Origin of the sequence: Peribacillus sp. Hz7 (assembly GCF_042136355.1) — a bacterium.
Lineage (GTDB): Bacteria > Bacillota > Bacilli > Bacillales > DSM-1321 > Peribacillus > Peribacillus asahii_A.
Genome location: NZ_JBHHJV010000001.1, coordinates 131498 through 147842, shown reverse-complemented (window position 1 = coordinate 147842; position 16345 = coordinate 131498). Strand labels below are relative to the sequence as shown.

Genomic DNA, 16345 nt, shown 5'->3' with positions numbered 1-16345 from the left:
TCCTCATCTTCCTCTAAATAAAGTCCTTTATAAAAAGGCCTAGTTTTTTCTCTGCATTCCTTAAATGGACGGAACATTGAACACGTGCAAGTTCCGGTTCTTCAAGTTCAATCGCTTCCACAATACGTTGATGTTCCCTAAATACATTTCTTCTTTTATGCGCTAACTCTGTATTAGGCTGAAGGGTAATACTCAACACTTTTTCATATAATACCGAAAGATTTTCAATGGTCTGTATCATAATGGGATTATGAGTAGCACGGACAATAGAACGATGAAAATCAATATCTGCCTCTATGCCACTTTTTCCTTCTTCTACAGATTCTTTTTCAAGCTGGTGTAAAATCAACTTCATTTCCTCTAGTTCTTCCGGTGTTCTTCTTATCGCAGCAAGATAAGCTGCTTCTGGCTCAACCGCTTTCCTCATTTCAAATAGGAATTTAATACTTTGAACATCATTACTTTCAACTTTAATTCCTTGAAGCAAAGCTGTATTCGTCGATTCTGTAACATAACTCCCTCCCCCTTGCCTAGAAGTGATGACCCCGGAAGCACGTAGCACACTTAAAGCCTCTCGAATTGGCACTCGACTTACTCCAAATTGACTTGCTAATTCCATTTCAGTCGGTAGCTTTTCCCCGGGTAAATATTTTCCTTTCTCTATCATTTGCAATAATTCTCTAGAAATAATCTGCGAAATCTTTTCTTTTGGAGACATCATTTTTTACCTTTCCTGCCTTATATCATTTGGATAATTTTGTAATAATTATATAAACTTGTTATACAAATTTCCAGTTTTATTTAGAAATTTTTAGATAAATATCGTATAAGTTACAAAAAATCAAGAAAAACTCTATCATCCCCTGATAATTTGTCATACAAATTATAAGGTAATTAGGAAAGTGAGGCTATATACATCCAAATTGATTTTCCCACATCATTACATCCTATCTAGCTGCCGGAACAACTTTTGCAAATTAAAAATAGTTTTTAAAATATCATGTACGAACTAAAGGCTGAAATCCTTAATAAATCAAGAATTTCAGCCTTTTTAATTTAATGACATATAAAGCGAAACTTCCATCAGCGGGAGTCTTACTGCCCGTTAAGAGTGGAATAAACAAAATCAACTCTCGCCTTGCAAAGAAAGATTATATTTCTTTAACTTTCTAACAACAGTAGGTTGGCTCGTATCTAGTCGCTGTGCCAACTCATACGTTGTCGTACAATGCTCCATAGCACATACAATCGCTTGTTTTTCAGCTCGCTCAATTGCTTCTTTTAAAGTTACAGAATCTAAAGATATAGATGAAGAAGATAAAAAATCCGTTTGATATTCTGGAGGTAAATGTTTAATCATGATGACATTATCTTGTGTTAGCAATACAAGTCTTTCAACTAAATTAGACAGCTCTCGTATATTTCCCGGCCAATGATATTGATAAAGAAAAGACCTAAGCTCTTCACTTATACTTTTATTCAGTTCATATCTCTCATTCATACTTTGTAAAAAATACGAAACTAACGGTACAATATCTTCTCGTCGTTCAGCTAAAGGGGGAATCGAGATGGGAATCACATTTAAGCGATAAAATAAATCTTCTCGGAAAGTTCCATCCGCTACCATTCCACGCAAATCCCGGTTTGTGGCTGCAATAATTCGAACGTTGATTTTCTTTGACTTAACTGCACCAATTCTTTGTACTTCACGTTCTTGAATGACCCGAAGCAGTTTAACTTGCAGATTCAGCGGCAATTCACCTACTTCATCCAAAAATAGAACCCCCATATCCGCTAATTCAAACAATCCAGGTTTCCCTTGTTTATTAGCTCCCGTAAACGCACCGCCTTCATAGCCAAACAGCTCTGATTCCAGTAAATCAGGGGGAATCGCCCCACAGTTTACCTTAATAAATTTACCTTGCATCCTCCGATTGCTTTGATTGTAAATAAACTTCGCTAAAACATCCTTTCCGACCCCGGTTTGTCCTAAAATTAAGATGGTTGTATCGACATTTAATACACGTTCAGCAACCTCATACAGCTGTCTCATCTTTTCACTATTAATCACGATTTGAGAAAAGGCATTTTCTTGATTTCCTTTTAATCGTTCAATTTCTTTTTGATAGCTTTTGTTTAACTCATTAGCTTTTCGAAGGGCTGTTTGCAGTTCCATTAGTTCTGATAAGTCCCTTATATTCGTGACAACCGCTTCCACTTCTCCATCATCGTTAAAAATCGGGCTACCTGTTAATAACGTTTCTTTCCCTGCTCGATTTGGCTGAACAAGGGAAACACTTTTTTTCTGTTCAAGTACCCTCTGACTAACCGATGATTCTAAAATCCCTCGTTTAATTAAATCATCGACGTTCTTTCCTATGTAATAATGTTTTGGAATACCTGTTATTCTCTCAATAGCAGAGTTTGTCTTAATTGTTTTCCCTTCGCGATCCGTGATATAAATACCATCATAAGAATTTTCAATAACCGCATCTAAATGTCGATTCATTTTTTGAAGGACATCTATCTCGTTTAATATATAATCAATTTCTTGTGAAAAAACTCCAGCACACATGTATCGGTCTTCACTAAGCCTTTGTATGATGAATACACAAGAGAACTCTCTCATTTTTCCCAGTGCCAAACATCGATCCTTAGAGACGCTCCATTCAGAAAATACATCGCTCACATGTTTATCACAAACCTCTATACCTAATTGCTGTTTCATCACTTCATTTACTTCAAGAATTTCCCCTGATTTGTTCGTTATAAACGTTGGGAAAGCTACATCTATTTCCACTATGTTCATGCGCGCACCCCCTTCCATAAATTGTAACACAAACATTTTTCCAAATACTACAAATATATTATTTTAGTAAAATTGCATTGTATACGATAAAGTAAAACTATATAAGAGATAAAATTGTCAATAAAAAACCCCTAACTTAACATTAGGGAGAACAAAACGGATATACTGATTACTTTTTATAAATCACTTTCCAAAACTCGTTTGCTATTACTTTATATCCGGATTTACTTAAATGAATATTATTAGGGTTGGGAAGATACGTTTTAGCCTTCTTTTGAATGACTACATCCGTCGCTACATATGTATCTTTATTCTTTTGCGCAACAGACTTAATTTGAGCATTCAGATTAGTTAACAGCGGTAACATGGCCTCTTGCTGCTCTTGTGGATAATAAACGAAGGGATTGTAATATCCCATAACATACACTTTAACCTTTGGATTCAATTTATCAATCGTACTAAGAATAATCTGCAAATTAGCACTCACTTCAGGAATTGCCTCCACAGCGGTGGCTGGATCTGTTTTAAGCTTAGCTAAAAGATCATTGGCTCCAATATCAATTGTAATATGAGTAGCTGCTTTTATCTCTTTTCTAATCTTACTGCTTTTCAAAACATCATTTTTCAGCTGAACAGATGTATACCCTGAAACACCAAAATTATCGTAATCCACTAACTTATATAATTTACTACTATCAAACTTTGAAGCTACATAATCGGTATAACTATAATCCAGAATTCCATCCGGTGTTATTCCCGCTGCTAATGAATCGCCTAGCGCTACGTAATCTACCGTTTTAGCTTTCGTTGTAGTCTTTGTAGCGTTAACAGGAAAGGATACACCAACAACTAATGTAATCGCTAATAATATACCTATCACTTTCTTTAAATGATTCATAAACGCCTCCTATATTATTATGTTTAACAATATATATTTCGCATTTTCTCGTCCAAATCCTACTCAACCAAAATTTTTTTTACTAAACCAAGAAAAGACACTACCCAAGTATCTCCCATCTCACGATAAGGAAACTACATGGATAATGTCTTAATCAATTATAAATTACAACTTTACTGCTGCGGATTAAAGTCTAGAAACATCTAATCGCCATTATGAAGTCTTTCTTGAAGTCTTTCCTACCGGTTGTTCATTAACTACTTGTTGCTTCATTTGGAATTTCTTAATGTCCATTTTAAGCCAAATTGAAATGATAAAAGCAACTGTAATTAATCCAAAGAACGTATAGAAAACAGGAACATAGCTGCCTGTACTTCCTTTAATAGCGTTTACTAATATCGGTCCAAACACTCCACCTAATGACCAAGTTGTTAATAGATAACCATGGATTGCACCAACTTCTTTTGTTCCGAATAAATCTCCAGCGAAAGCAGGAAGATTAGAGAATCCTCCACCATAACAACTAACAACTAATAAGATCAATGCTTGGAATATTAAAACATTTGTTGTAATTGGTAGTAATAAGAACGCTACGATTTGAATAACAAAGAAGACGATGAAAACATTTTGTCGACCAAGATAATCAGAAGCTGCTGCCCAACCAAGTCGACCGCCACCATTAAAGATTCCCATGATCCCTACTAGAGCAGCGGCCCCAGCAACTGATAAGCCAACTACCTCTTGAGCCATTGGAGAAGCGACCGAAATCATCATAATCCCCGCACTCGTATTAATAAGTTTCATTGCCCATAGCATCCAGAAATGCTTTGTTTTCACTGCTTCTTTTGCTGTTAATTGTCGTAGATCTTTCTTTACTTCTTTTTTACCAGTGTCAATAGCTTGTTTCATTCCCTCTGGCATATAATTCGCTGGAGGAGGTGTAATGTAAGAAGCACCTAAAAACATTAATATAAAATAACCTGCACCTAAAATATAATACGTGGATGAAATACCTACAGTCTCCATAAGGTTTGCTGCAACTGGAGCTGTAATAAGAGATCCTGCACCGAAGCCAAGTACAGCCATACCTGTTGCTAATCCCCTGCGATCTGGGAACCATTTAATCAGTGTTGATACCGGTGAAATGTATCCAATCCCCATTCCAAGACCACTTAATAATCCATAAGTTAACCAGTATAAAGTTACTGAATCCATCATAATAGCTAGTCCTGAACCAGCTTGTCCTGCACCAAAAAGAACCGCAGCCAGCAAGGCTGATTTTCTTGGACCATTTTTTTCAACGAATTTTCCAAAGAAAGCGGCAGACGTTCCTGCAAGCGCCATCATTATTGTAAATGCCACGGTTACTTGTGTTGTTGTCCATCCCATTGTTTCAGTTATTGGCAGTTTGTATACACTGTAAGCGTATGCACCACCAATTGAGAGATGAATCGCGATAGCTGATAAAGCAATTAACCATCTGTTTTTCATTATTAAGTTCCCCCTTGTTCCCATGTATCATTTTCTATTTCCCCAAAAATAGAAAATATAGAAAATACTGAAAATTATGAACAACTTCTATTTTCCCCAAAATAGAATGATTCCTAGATCCAATGATTCCCATTTCCCCCAAAATAGAAAAACTCTTGAATTCATTTCAATATTTCCTTGAAATAAAACATAACATCTTTCCCATAAAAAAATCAATAAAAAACTTTACCAGTATTATTACTTTTTTTAGAATCGGCCCCCAAAAAGTGATTACTCGTACCGTTCAAACTACTTTTTCACAATACTTTAAATACAGTGTTTCAAATGAAAAAGGGATAGACCTTCTCCGCATTTTTTAAAACAAGTTTATAGCGTTTCATATCAAAAAACATTCTGTTTTATTACATACGCAGCCTTATCAATAAGCTCAACAACCATGATAACTCTTTATTTTCCTCTACATTTTCTCATACACAAAAAACGGTGTAACAAAGTTTTTGTGCAGATTTATTACAGAAGATCTCTTTACTACTGTGATATGAGTAAGTTTGAATAAATAACTATTCATTCCCTCCCTACATATTTTCTGAAAAAGAAAATGAAATTATACACCTTGTTGTATATCAGTATAATAATCATTACGACAAGGTAAGATAATAAATTTTCAAATAACGATTTCATCCAACTTCCCTTGTCAAATTAATCACTGTAGTAATACAAAAAAATAGTCGTATATTCCACGACTTCTATAATCAATACTAACAATTGATATTTAAAATTATATTAGAAAATTATGTAATTTATAAAAAATATTACAAAAAAAGTTCTATTTATCATTTCAACAGACAATTCATTCATATAAAGAAGAAATGAAACTGTTGATATATCAGGCATTTTATTCCTTCATATTAAATCCCCCGTATTCTTTCCTTAATTTATTAACACAAATATTAATTAGAAATCTAATCTAAAATTAGTATTTTACTAACGTAAATTTTTGATTTAAACTTATAGTTGTAAAATATCCTATTAAAAATAAAATGTGTAACACGTTACATAACACACCAAACAAAAGAACGGAGAGAGTCTTAATGTTTTTTGAAGAATTTAAACTTGGTCAACGTTTTCAATGCGAACCTATTTTAATGACATCAGAAGAAATTGCCGATTTTGCAACGAAATACGATCCTCAACCAATCCATGTCGATCAAGAATATGCTGAAAATAGCATGTTTAACGGAATCATCAGCTCTGGCTTTCTAACTCTTGGTAAGATGTGGGGACAATGGATTCGCTTAAATAAATTAGGTGAGGAATTCATCGTTGGAAAAGGTCTTGACTATGTTAAATTTACAGCACCTGTTAGAAAGAATGATGTGTTATATACAGAAGTAGAAGTTGTCAATTCAACACCAACATCAAATCCCGGCCGCGGCAAAGTCACCCTCAAATTTACTATGACGAATCAATATGAAGAAGTCGTACTATTAACAGAAATCACTGTATTATTAAAAACAAAAGAATCAAGTGACACTAAACAACTCGTAACCGTGTGAAAAGAGGTTGTCCCGAAATGAAAAGGGGCAGCCTTTTTCCTTATATATCTCCTCCCTAATCATAAAATCAACGGATTAGGGTATTTTTTTTAACTACAGCTGAAATATGTTTCAATTTATATAAAATTCAATTAAAATTTGAAAAGGAAGCTAGTCCATTTATTTTACTTAACGGAGGAACAGACATGAAAGAAATTATTCAAGAGTGCTTTATTGACGCATTAGGAATGCCGCCAACAGACGAGCAAGTAGACAAAGTAATCGAGCAGCTGCCAGCTGAAATTGTTGCTCTTTCAGAACAACACGGAGCAAATGATGCAGACGTAAGAGAAAAAATCTATGTTTGGGTGAACGAAAACATTAATGACTTTCTATAAGCATTAAAATAGGCTGTTGAGGAACCTCTCAGCAGCCTGTAAAGAATCTAGACTCATTAAGGGTTTAGATTCTTTTATTTTCAAAGTTGATTCGGATAAGTTTCTTGTAGAAATCTTATAGATTGCTGAATTAATGCCTTTAACACATCCACATCAATATCTGCCACTTTATTAATGTATACACACGCTTTTCCTGTCGTATGTTTGCCAAAATCCTTTAACAATTCTTCTCGTGTCGTGTCACCCGTCGCAAAATACAAGCTAATTTTTGCTTTTCGAGGTGAAAAGCCGACTAGCGGTGCATCCCCTTCATGACCGGACTTATATGTATAATGGTAAGAACCAAATCCGATAATACTTGGTCCCCACATTTTCGCTTGAAAACCTGTCGTTTCTGTAAAAATATCTAACAATTTATAGGCGTCTTCACGCTTTTTAGGACTTTCAACCGTTTCAATAAACTCTATAACACTGTTATCATTTTCCTTTGTTTTTAGTTCATACATAACTTAGAATCACCCCTTTTCTTAAGAATTCGCTGCCATTTCCAATCGCCTTGATGACGTATTATCTCTATTTTTGATGCAGTGCTTGATTAAACTTTTTTAACAGCCGGCCAAATACTTCGCATTCTTCATCTGACCATTCCTTCACTAACTCCCCAATTCTCTCCATTCTCATTTGTTTGTATGTTAATAATTCTGTTTTTCCCAGTTCAGTAATTTGGTAAAAGGATGCCCGACCATCTAGGGGGTCAGGAATTTTATTCACATACCCTTTATGCTCTAATGTAGCAGCTTGTCTGCTTACTGTAGACATATCCAATTGTAATTCATTCGCCAATACTTTTACTCCAATAGAACCTTGAACGAATAACTTAAGCAATAGAAGATATGTAGCTCGGTCTAAATTCGTTTGAGCTTTATTCGGTGTAACAGATGTAAGACGCCGACCGAGTATTGCCATTTCTAGTTCGATTGTTTCCAGTAAATCTTCCTTCATCATCTTTCCACCTCATCAAATATTCTCTATAAATTATGATAACTCACTACAAACGTTTGTCAATTCATGACTAATCACGCTAGAAAATTGTATTGACATATCAAATAGTTGCATCATACAATTAAAATAGTTGTATGATGCAACTTCAGGAATATTGTTACATTTAATTGTTGTGCATATTCGGATTTATTAGTGAAAAAAACTATGAGGAGTTTTCCCTTATAGATAGTTGAAAACAGTTAGGAGAGGAGAAAGGTATGTCAGCTACATCAAAAGTAAAAACAAAAGTAGCAATACCATCCACACAATCTGAATTGTCAAAAGGGCAAGGGGGTCTTTTTCATCAACCGATAGCTGTATGGGCGATTTTTTTCGCCAGTATTACAGCCTTTATGGGAATGGGGCTTGTGAACCCTGTTTTACCAACCATCGCTGAAAAATTGCATGCTACACCTAGTGAAGTAACTTTACTTTATACGAGTTATAATGCTGTTATGGCATTTGCAATGCTTATTACTGGTACGCTTTCTTCAAGACTTGGACATAAATGGACGCTGCTTTTAGGAATTATCATCATTGCGATTGTTTCAGGACTTGGTGGCGGAATCGCCAACAATATATGGACATTGGTTGGATTGCGAGCTGGTTGGGGTCTTGGTAATGCCTTATTTGTTGCAACTGCTTTAGCCGCAATCGTTTCGCTTTCTAATAGCGGAACGACCAAAGCGATTATTCTATATGAAATGGCGGTTGGACTTGGCATATCAGTTGGACCACTACTTGGTGGAACATTAGGTTCTTTATCATGGAGAGCACCGTTTCTTGGTGTCGCAACATTGATGGTCCTTGCCTTTATTATTCTATCTAAATTAATGCCCGCATCGAACACAAAAACAATTACTAAAACCAAAACTTCCTTATTAGATCCGTTCCGTGCGATGAAGCATCGTTCACTGCTCACATTAGGGATAGTTGCTGCCTTGTACAATATCGGATTCTTTACAATCATGGCGTATGCGCCATTCATCATGGGGCTAGACCCAAAAGGATTAGGCTATGTATTTTTAGGTTGGGGAATCTTACTTGCCATTACTTCTGTTTTTATGGCGCCAAAACTTCAACAACGCTTCGGAGCCATTAAGTCAATGGTCATGATGTTACTTTTATTTGCTCTTACCCTGCTCATAATGGGGATTTGGACAGCAAACTCCGTCGTTGTAATCTCTGCTGTTATTATTGCAGGTGCGCTATTAGGAAATAATAATACATTGATTACAACAGCTGTGATGGATGCAGCACCTGTTGAACGCTCTACAGCATCTGCTGCATACAGCTTCCTACGTTTCATCGGAGCTGCAATTTCACCTTTTATGGCAGCTAAACTTGCTGAGATTTACAACTCACATGTTCCGTTTCTTGTAGGTGCAGGATTTGTTGTCCTTTCTGTATTATTCATCTTGTTCAATTATAAGCATATCAAACATATTGATCAGGCTAAATCGGCTCATTGATTAGAAACAAGGCTGTCTCAGGGCGAGACAGCCTTGTTCATTGACTATGAAACATATGTTCATTTCGCTTCTTCGGTTTCAGGCTTAATAGCCATAAACGTAGCAATAGCTGCAATCACACTTAAACCGCCTAATATATAAAAAAGAGAGTTTTCAGCATGTTTCATCATAATCGCCATAACAGGTGGCCCGGCAGCTACCCCAATAAAACGCATCGAGCTATAAATAGAAGAAACCGTTCCACGTTCTTGCTTTTCAATTCCTGATGTAATAAGTGCATCGAGGCATGGCAGCCCTACTCCAATTCCAATACCGCTTAATAAAAATAAAGTAATTATAAACCACATAGCTTTAGAAAAACTTAGCGTTACAATCGATGCAACTAATAAAACAATTCCCCCAAAGGTTATCCATTTCATAAGAACTTTATTTTCTTTAATTAATTTCCCTGTAATATAAGAAGCAATGCATAGCCCTCCCAATGGAATAGCTAATAACAGCCCTTTTTTTACGTCTTTCATATCGTATACTTTTTCCAATGTATCAGACAAATAAAATAAAACGGCGAATAACACAAACATTAAAATAATTCCAATAATAAACACAGCATAAAGCCATTTCCCATTGTTTTTGAAAGTATCCTTTATGTTGTGTATAAATTGTTTAAAGGGAAGCGGTTTCTCTCTCTTATTAGGGCTTTTAACTAAGAAAACCATAAGTAAAATTGATATTAAACAAAAAATTGGGATAGAAAAGAATGGGATAAACCAAAAGAATCCTGCCAAAAAGGCTCCCAAAATAGGGCTCAGTACTTTCCCAAGCGTATTGGATGTTTCAATTAACCCTAACGAGCTGCTCACTTCTTCGTCCGTCTTAAACATATCACCGACAAGCGGTAGGACAATTGGAAAAGCTCCAGCTGCTCCAATTCCTTGTAAAGCCCGTCCAATTAAAATGATCCAATATGGATTATCTATTTTCCATCCTGCCCATGCAGAAATCAGCCCCCCAATTGCCGCAATTGCTAGACTTGGAATAATGACTTTCTTCCTGCCTATGTGATCGGATAAGAACCCTGCAATAGGAATAAAAATGATAGCTAAAATCGAGTAGACAGTAATAATCATACTAGATTGAAACGGTGATATCCCTATACTCTTTTCCATAGCTGGAAGAACTGGAATAAGCATTGAATTTCCTAATGTCATCACAAGCGGAATCGATGAAATGGATAGTACAGCCCACTTTTGATTATTAGGCTTGTTTTTGGATGCACTCTTTGATTTCTTGTTAGCCTTTACAGATTGAATATTTTCTACATGTTCCATCGGTGACACGCCTTTTTTTATTATTTTCTGAAACAGTTACAGCTGTTTCAGAAATTGCATTAACTACTGTTAATATGGACTGCTAGATAGCATATTATCCTTGACAAAAAATGATAGCCTCATTCAGCATCCATTCACCACACTCTCCCCTCACTTTGATGAATTATCCCACTGTAATACTTGGATATTTTCAGGACGAGGATTCATAGCTCTATCTTTTTATACATAGAATGTACAAGTTATTAATATCGAGTGAAGTGATTATGTTTGAGCTTGAGCATTTTATTAAACTATATTTTGTTAGGATTTACGTTAGCGGCCCCATTTTCCCCGTTAATTCAGCTCGTTTAGATAAAGGAATTAAAAACGGGTTTTGGCATGGATTGTTGGAGTTGGCTCCATGATAGCAGATGGGGTATTTATACTAATGGTTTATTTAGGAATGGTCCATTTCTTGGAAGTGTTTATCGTCCAAGTATTCCTTTGGTTATTTGGAGCTTTTATACTTATTTATTCGGGAGTGGAAAGTATATTTAGTGCTAATTCACTTGCTCTTGCTGATAGCCGCGGAAGAGATTCATTATTCAAATGTTTTCTTACAGGCTTCATTATGTCTATTACAAGTCCCTTATCGATTCTTTTCTGGTTAGGAATCTACGGTTCTGTTTTAGCAAAAACGGCCCAAGTAAACGGAACAAAATCCCTGCTCGTTTATAGCAGTATGATCTTTCTTGGTTTAATGTTGTGGGACCTTGTCGTTGCTGGGCTAACAACCGGATTCCGAAAATTTTTAAGTCTTAACAGCTTAAGAGGTATATCTATCCTATCCGGATTAACACTCATTGGATTTGGTTTATATTTTGGCTATCAAGGAATTACAGCTCTTCTTTAAATCATGATGCTGAGCTCCCTTCCAATCATAATAAGGACTTTACTCCTAAAAGTAATGCCCCGTGTTAGTTTATTGTAAATGATTCGCTTACTCTTTTTTCTTATCCTTATCGTTGTTATCTTTTTTCTTCTCACTCATTCGTCGGTAGAACTGTGTATGCATGCTCCCTTGTACAATATTTTCCAGAAAAAAGTCTCCAATCAATTTCAAGTACTCTTCATCGTCAAACATTTTTTTATTTTGTAATTCCATTTCTGCCAACCCTTCATATGTTGAAAAAAGTACATATGTATAATCTTTTCCCGTAATAGGTGTTAATATTTCTACCTTATGATTATAGTTTTCATTTCGATACTTAGCCATTTCCTGCAAATTTTCGATTCCTTCTTTAAATTTTTCCTGCTTCAGCTCAAATGTTTGGTAAACAAACACAGACATGTACCTTACCTCCGAAAGTTAATGAATTGTATGTTTAGTATTTTCCTCTCCTCTCTGATTTATGCCTGATGATGTTTATAGATAAGGTGCCCTCCGCTATTGTTAGCTCCATGCATAATAAAACTCCGCCATACTAAGCGGAGTTTTATTATAATTTGTATCATGACCTTTTCATGAACCATTCTTTAGATTTTTTAGCACCATCGGCATTTTCTTATCTTCCTTACTCTTACTTTTTCTTTGCTTATTACCATTTGGATAAGGTGATTGAAATCTCGCTTCATCCATTCCATCTATAATATTCGTCAAATGATGTCCCCTCTTTTCAATCTTCAATCTAAATCGTCACACTGCCGACCTAGTCAGATAAATAACAGCTCATACACTTCGTTTAATTGATGAGCTCTTTCAGCGTCCTGTTCCTGATTTGCGTATTTAATTGCATCAACCAATACACGATTAAGATAATTGTTTTCTACTTGCGTTAAGTCCTCAACAAACTCCCCTTCTGTTACGTAATTACGATTTGAAATTTTATCAAAAAGTCTCTTTCCCATTGCATCATTTTCCGTATAACCAGCCAATATTTCTCGTAAATAACCTAATGATTGATCCATTCTCCACACTCCTTGTTAAATATAGGAAATGCTCTAGACACCGTTGATTTTGCTTACTAAAGGTGTGTAACAGCGTCTACATGTAAAATTATTTTCTACAGAAAAGCCCACTTAATACATGCTCCCGATTCTCGCTGAATCGTAAAGGCCCTAAAAGTAAATGTATGTTATCTAAAAAAGTGGTACAAACCTCTTTATCCGAATACATTGGTACAAGCAGGAAGGTACTAAACGGTGAGGTGAAAATGGATTGGGTATTTTTTTTAGTTATATTTTGTTAGGCTTGTCATTAGCTGCACCAATTGGTCCTATTAATGCCGCTCAATTAGATAAAGGCATTCAGAAAGGATTTTGGCACGCCTGGATATTAGGGTTGGGGGCTATATTAGCAGATGCTGTTTATATGGCTCTCGTTTATTTTGGGGTTGTTCACTTTTTAGAAATGGATTTTATGAAAACGTTTTTGTGGCTTTTTGGATTCTTTGTCCTCACTTACACAGGAATTGAAACCGTACTTAGTGCAGGAAAACTGGCTATAGATAAGCGAGAGGCAAACGACTCCCATTTTTCCTCTTTTTTATCAGGGTTCCTGATGTCGATTTCTAATCCTTTGACGATTTTGTTTTGGCTTGGCATTTACGGATCAGTTTTAGCTAATGCCGCCGATAAGTATGATATTCAGCATTTGATTCTATACAGCTCTGCTATCTTCCTTGGTATTTTATGCTGGGATATTACGATGGCTCTCGTTTCGAGCAGCTTTCGAAGGTTTTTAACACCGTCTATCTTAGTCCTCATCTCTGCATTATCTGGACTATCGCTCATCTGTTTTGGCATGTATTTCGCTATCCAAGCGGCTAAGATTTTATTTTAAAAAATACATACATATATAATAGGAAGTTTCTGATTTTAGGCGTGTACAACTAAATATGCACACGCCTCTTTTTTATTTAATTCGTACGCATACAACAGCCCATGAAAAACACGAATAATCTCTCTTCTCAATAAGCACAATATGTATTGAAAGGAGACGATAAAATGAAACATGTAAGAGCCCTAGCGATAAAATTTATTTCTAGTCTAGTTCTTTTATATATGATACTTGGAGTAGCATTCGACATGTCTTTTGGGAATGTGTTTCTAATCAGTTTAGTTTTAGGAATTGTTTCTTATTTAATTGGCGACTTGTTTATTTTACCTAAAACAAATAATACAATTGCAACCATTGCTGATTTCGGATTAGCCTTTTTATTAATTTGGTTGATAGGCGACAGCATAACCTATGGAGACGATATAGTAACGGCTGCTTTCGCTTCAGCAATAGGTGTAGCTCTATTTGAGTACTTCTTCCATAAATATATGGACAATCAGATCCTCATAAAAGAGGACGACAACCGAATTTCTACGTTACGATACCAAACAGAAGCTTCAGAAGAACTTACCCCAAGAATTCCAACTCGTAAATATGAGGATGAAGATGAGCTATAAAGCAGAGGTACGACACTTGAACAATCATACTTTTTCAAGTGTCTCCTCTTTTTTATTAGCTTTTTTAAACAATAGCCTTGATTAAATGGTTTTTGGCTCATTTTAACCTTCGTCCCATGAAGTGAGCCAAAAATCAACGATGTTCTATAACATAGCTTTTTTATTAAGCAGCCCATTTATTTCGTTTAACTAAACTAATTTAAACTGAGAGGAATAAGCCCATTGCTTCCTCTAAGAACTGTTGGTAGCGTATCATGGATATATGGAGGTGCCGGTTTTAGTTTGGGCTTGTTGGCACAAGGAGCTGGATTCTCTACATAATTGAAAACTCCTATTCCATCCATACTAGGTCCCTGAGCCCAATGCCCGGTTGCACTTTCATTTCCTCTAGAAAAATTGAAGAGTGTATACGAAACCTCTTGTTTTTCCAGCTCCTTAGGAAACGTACTTGGTACAACCACATTCTCTTTAGCTTCGAGTTCTTTAATAGCCGCAATCCATTGGTTCTGATGCATCGTGTCACGAGCAATCAGCCAGGATAGCATGTCCTTAACTCCACAATCATTTGTTGCCTCATACAATCTGACCGCTTGTAAACGTCCTTGAGATTCGGCATTAAGATTCGCTCTAAAATCCGCCAATAAATTACCACTCGCAATATATAATCTTTTGTCCACCTGTTTCCTACACTATCCGCAGGCATGGCCCCTAACCCAGTGTATGTCCTTTTATTAATCCATACGGGTTATAAAAAATAAAAAATCATCCTTCTTTATATAAATTGATAGGCACAACTGTGAAATTTATTCATAAAGTAATTTAGTTCATTACCTTAGTGAATTAAATTACTGAGGTGAAAACGTAAGATAAAGGAAATATATAACTGAGAGGATGATAAAAATGGATCAAACCTTGGTTATCCCCAATGGATATAAATCTAAACTTAATTTAATGCATACAGAAATTGCAATAAATGAATTAAAAAGTCATTTTGAAGATCATTTTGCAAGAACACTCAACGTAATAAAGGTATCAGCCCCTTTACTATTAAATAAAGGCACGGGAATAAATGATAACTTAAATGGTATAGAACGAACCGTTTCCTTTCAGGCCTCAGATATTAACAATTCACAAATTGAAGTCGTTCACTCTTTAGCAAAGTGGAAAAGGATCGCCCTTGCTAGATATGGATTTGCCTCTGGTGAAGGACTTTATACGAATATGAATGCCATTAGAAGAGACGAAATATTAGACAATCTCCACTCCCTATACGTCGATCAATGGGACTGGGAGAAAGTTATTTTTAAGGAAGAGCGCAACCTCCATACACTAAAAACAGAAGTTAAGCGAATCTATGAAGCAATGAAAGCAACAGAAAACTATATGCACGAATTTCACCCCGCTCTCCAGCCTATCTTACCCGATGACATTTACTTTATTACTACTCAAGAACTTGAGGACTTGTACCCTTCACTCACTCCAAAGCAAAGAGAAGATGCAATCGCTAAGGAACATAAAGCTGTTTTTGTTATGCAAATTGGCGGCGCCTTGCGCTCTGGAGAAAAACACGATGGTCGTTCCCCTGATTACGATGACTGGGCATTAAATGGGGATATCATATTCTGGAATCCACTATTAAAGAGAGCTTTTGAAGTATCTTCTATGGGCATTCGAGTAGATAAAAAGACCCTATTAAAACAATTGAAATTGGCTAATACTGCGGAACGAAGAGTGCTAGCCTATCATCAAGCTATCTTAAGTGAAAACCTGCCTTATACAATAGGAGGCGGCATCGGTCAGTCTAGATTATGCATGTTCTTTCTAAAGAAAGCTCATATTGGTGAAGTTCAAGCCTCCATATGGAATCATCAAATTCTAAAAGAGTGTGAAGAAAACAACATCACCCTTTTATAGTATATATATCCTAGAAAATACCCA

The 16345-nt window shown here is 35.8% G+C and carries 16 protein-coding genes and 2 pseudogenes; 7 read left to right on the top strand and 11 right to left on the bottom strand.

The genetic code is table 11. The features are described from left to right. Window positions 1-13: 13 nt before the first annotated feature. The 4 genes from ACE199_RS00705 to ACE199_RS00690 all read right to left on the bottom strand — a co-directional run bounded on the left by ACE199_RS00705 (window position 14) and on the right by ACE199_RS00690 (window position 5198). The gene (locus tag ACE199_RS00705) at window positions 14-721 is read right to left on the bottom strand and encodes a FadR/GntR family transcriptional regulator (RefSeq protein WP_375348188.1); all 708 of its coding nucleotides are present in this window, start codon (window positions 719-721) and stop codon (window positions 14-16) included. A 405-nt stretch (window positions 722-1126) separates the two neighbouring features. Beyond that, window positions 1127-2809, bottom strand: a complete 1683-nt coding sequence (locus tag ACE199_RS00700) for a sigma-54 interaction domain-containing protein (RefSeq protein ID WP_252293867.1) — start codon at window positions 2807-2809, stop codon at window positions 1127-1129. A 169-nt stretch (window positions 2810-2978) separates the two neighbouring features. Next, window positions 2979-3707 (bottom strand): SGNH/GDSL hydrolase family protein, encoded by a 729-nt coding sequence (locus ACE199_RS00695; RefSeq protein WP_375348187.1) that lies wholly within the window; start codon window positions 3705-3707, stop codon window positions 2979-2981. Between the two features lie 213 nt (window positions 3708-3920). Then, window positions 3921-5198, bottom strand: a complete 1278-nt coding sequence (locus ACE199_RS00690) for an L-lactate MFS transporter (protein ID WP_375348186.1) — start codon at window positions 5196-5198, stop codon at window positions 3921-3923. Window positions 5199-6289: 1091 nt separating this feature from the next. Between ACE199_RS00690 and ACE199_RS00685 the strand changes: the two genes are divergently transcribed. Beyond that, the gene (locus ACE199_RS00685) at window positions 6290-6754 is read left to right on the top strand and encodes a MaoC/PaaZ C-terminal domain-containing protein (RefSeq protein WP_164853151.1); all 465 of its coding nucleotides are present in this window, start codon (window positions 6290-6292) and stop codon (window positions 6752-6754) included. Window positions 6755-6939: 185 nt separating this feature from the next. Then, complete coding sequence (locus tag ACE199_RS00680) at window positions 6940-7131, top strand: hypothetical protein (RefSeq protein WP_119118094.1); 192 nt, start codon at window positions 6940-6942, stop codon at window positions 7129-7131. An 80-nt stretch (window positions 7132-7211) separates the two neighbouring features. On the opposite strand, the gene ACE199_RS00675 is transcribed toward ACE199_RS00680, so the two are convergent. Further along, a complete protein-coding gene (locus tag ACE199_RS00675) occupies window positions 7212-7637 on the bottom strand; it encodes a DUF1801 domain-containing protein (RefSeq protein WP_375348184.1) in 426 nt (141 codons plus the stop codon). A gap of 67 nt (window positions 7638-7704) precedes the next feature. Next, window positions 7705-8136 carry a MarR family winged helix-turn-helix transcriptional regulator gene (locus tag ACE199_RS00670; protein ID WP_353737941.1) on the bottom strand — a complete coding sequence of 144 codons (432 nt, stop codon included), beginning with the start codon at window positions 8134-8136 and terminating at the stop codon, window positions 7705-7707. A gap of 254 nt (window positions 8137-8390) precedes the next feature. On the opposite strand from ACE199_RS00670, the gene ACE199_RS00665 reads away from it, so the two are divergent. After that, the gene (locus tag ACE199_RS00665) at window positions 8391-9644 is read left to right on the top strand and encodes an MFS transporter (protein ID WP_375348183.1); all 1254 of its coding nucleotides are present in this window, start codon (window positions 8391-8393) and stop codon (window positions 9642-9644) included. A gap of 59 nt (window positions 9645-9703) precedes the next feature. Here the strand turns inward: ACE199_RS00665 and bcbE are convergent, their stop codons facing one another. Beyond that, window positions 9704-10972, bottom strand: coding sequence for a bacillibactin exporter BcbE (gene bcbE / locus ACE199_RS00660; RefSeq protein WP_375348182.1), 1269 nt, complete (start codon window positions 10970-10972; stop codon window positions 9704-9706). Between the two features lie 267 nt (window positions 10973-11239). On the opposite strand from bcbE, the pseudogene ACE199_RS00655 reads away from it, so the two are divergent. Further along, a pseudogene (locus ACE199_RS00655) lies at window positions 11240-11864 on the top strand (LysE family translocator). Between the two features lie 87 nt (window positions 11865-11951). Here the strand turns inward: ACE199_RS00655 and ACE199_RS00650 are convergent. The 3 genes from ACE199_RS00650 to ACE199_RS00640 form a co-directional block, all read right to left on the bottom strand. Beyond that, window positions 11952-12302 carry a hypothetical protein gene (locus tag ACE199_RS00650; protein WP_252293855.1) on the bottom strand — a complete coding sequence of 117 codons (351 nt, stop codon included), beginning with the start codon at window positions 12300-12302 and terminating at the stop codon, window positions 11952-11954. A 171-nt stretch (window positions 12303-12473) separates the two neighbouring features. Then, window positions 12474-12611, bottom strand: coding sequence for a hypothetical protein (locus tag ACE199_RS00645; protein WP_252289614.1), 138 nt, complete (start codon window positions 12609-12611; stop codon window positions 12474-12476). Between the two features lie 53 nt (window positions 12612-12664). Further along, a complete protein-coding gene (locus ACE199_RS00640) occupies window positions 12665-12919 on the bottom strand; it encodes a sigma-G-dependent sporulation-specific acid-soluble spore protein CsgA (RefSeq protein ID WP_375348181.1) in 255 nt (84 codons plus the stop codon). 250 nt (window positions 12920-13169) lie between these two features. On the opposite strand from ACE199_RS00640, the gene ACE199_RS00635 reads away from it, so the two are divergent. Both ACE199_RS00635 and ACE199_RS00630 read left to right on the top strand, forming a co-directional pair. Beyond that, complete coding sequence (locus ACE199_RS00635; protein ID WP_375348180.1) at window positions 13170-13793, top strand: LysE family transporter; 624 nt, start codon at window positions 13170-13172, stop codon at window positions 13791-13793. Window positions 13794-13957: 164 nt separating this feature from the next. Continuing rightward, the gene (locus tag ACE199_RS00630) at window positions 13958-14407 is read left to right on the top strand and encodes a YndM family protein (protein WP_375348179.1); all 450 of its coding nucleotides are present in this window, start codon (window positions 13958-13960) and stop codon (window positions 14405-14407) included. A 194-nt stretch (window positions 14408-14601) separates the two neighbouring features. On the opposite strand, the pseudogene ACE199_RS00625 reads toward ACE199_RS00630, so the two are convergent. Further along, a pseudogene (locus ACE199_RS00625) lies at window positions 14602-15125 on the bottom strand (manganese catalase family protein); the annotation flags it as partial. Between the two features lie 182 nt (window positions 15126-15307). Between ACE199_RS00625 and asnA the strand changes: the two are divergent. After that, window positions 15308-16321 carry an aspartate--ammonia ligase gene (gene asnA / locus ACE199_RS00620; protein WP_375348178.1) on the top strand — a complete coding sequence of 338 codons (1014 nt, stop codon included), beginning with the start codon at window positions 15308-15310 and terminating at the stop codon, window positions 16319-16321. Window positions 16322-16345 lie beyond the last annotated feature (24 nt).

Coding starts and splice junctions, on each gene's coding strand:
- ACE199_RS00690 (WP_375348186.1), bottom strand. CDS start 5,198: ATGAAAAACAGATGGTTAATTGCTTTATCAGCTATCGCGATTCATCTC.
- ACE199_RS00685 (WP_164853151.1), top strand. CDS start 6,290: ATGTTTTTTGAAGAATTTAAACTTGGTCAACGTTTTCAATGCGAACCT.
- ACE199_RS00670 (WP_353737941.1), bottom strand. CDS start 8,136: ATGATGAAGGAAGATTTACTGGAAACAATCGAACTAGAAATGGCAATA.
- ACE199_RS00680 (WP_119118094.1), top strand. CDS start 6,940: ATGAAAGAAATTATTCAAGAGTGCTTTATTGACGCATTAGGAATGCCG.
- ACE199_RS00630 (WP_375348179.1), top strand. CDS start 13,958: ATGAAACATGTAAGAGCCCTAGCGATAAAATTTATTTCTAGTCTAGTT.
- ACE199_RS00665 (WP_375348183.1), top strand. CDS start 8,391: ATGTCAGCTACATCAAAAGTAAAAACAAAAGTAGCAATACCATCCACA.
- ACE199_RS00705 (WP_375348188.1), bottom strand. CDS start 721: ATGATGTCTCCAAAAGAAAAGATTTCGCAGATTATTTCTAGAGAATTA.
- ACE199_RS00640 (WP_375348181.1), bottom strand. CDS start 12,919: ATGGATCAATCATTAGGTTATTTACGAGAAATATTGGCTGGTTATACG.
- ACE199_RS00675 (WP_375348184.1), bottom strand. CDS start 7,637: ATGTATGAACTAAAAACAAAGGAAAATGATAACAGTGTTATAGAGTTT.
- bcbE (WP_375348182.1), bottom strand. CDS start 10,972: ATGGAACATGTAGAAAATATTCAATCTGTAAAGGCTAACAAGAAATCA.
- ACE199_RS00700 (WP_252293867.1), bottom strand. CDS start 2,809: ATGAACATAGTGGAAATAGATGTAGCTTTCCCAACGTTTATAACGAAC.
- asnA (WP_375348178.1), top strand. CDS start 15,308: ATGGATCAAACCTTGGTTATCCCCAATGGATATAAATCTAAACTTAAT.
- ACE199_RS00650 (WP_252293855.1), bottom strand. CDS start 12,302: ATGTCTGTGTTTGTTTACCAAACATTTGAGCTGAAGCAGGAAAAATTT.
- ACE199_RS00695 (WP_375348187.1), bottom strand. CDS start 3,707: ATGAATCATTTAAAGAAAGTGATAGGTATATTATTAGCGATTACATTA.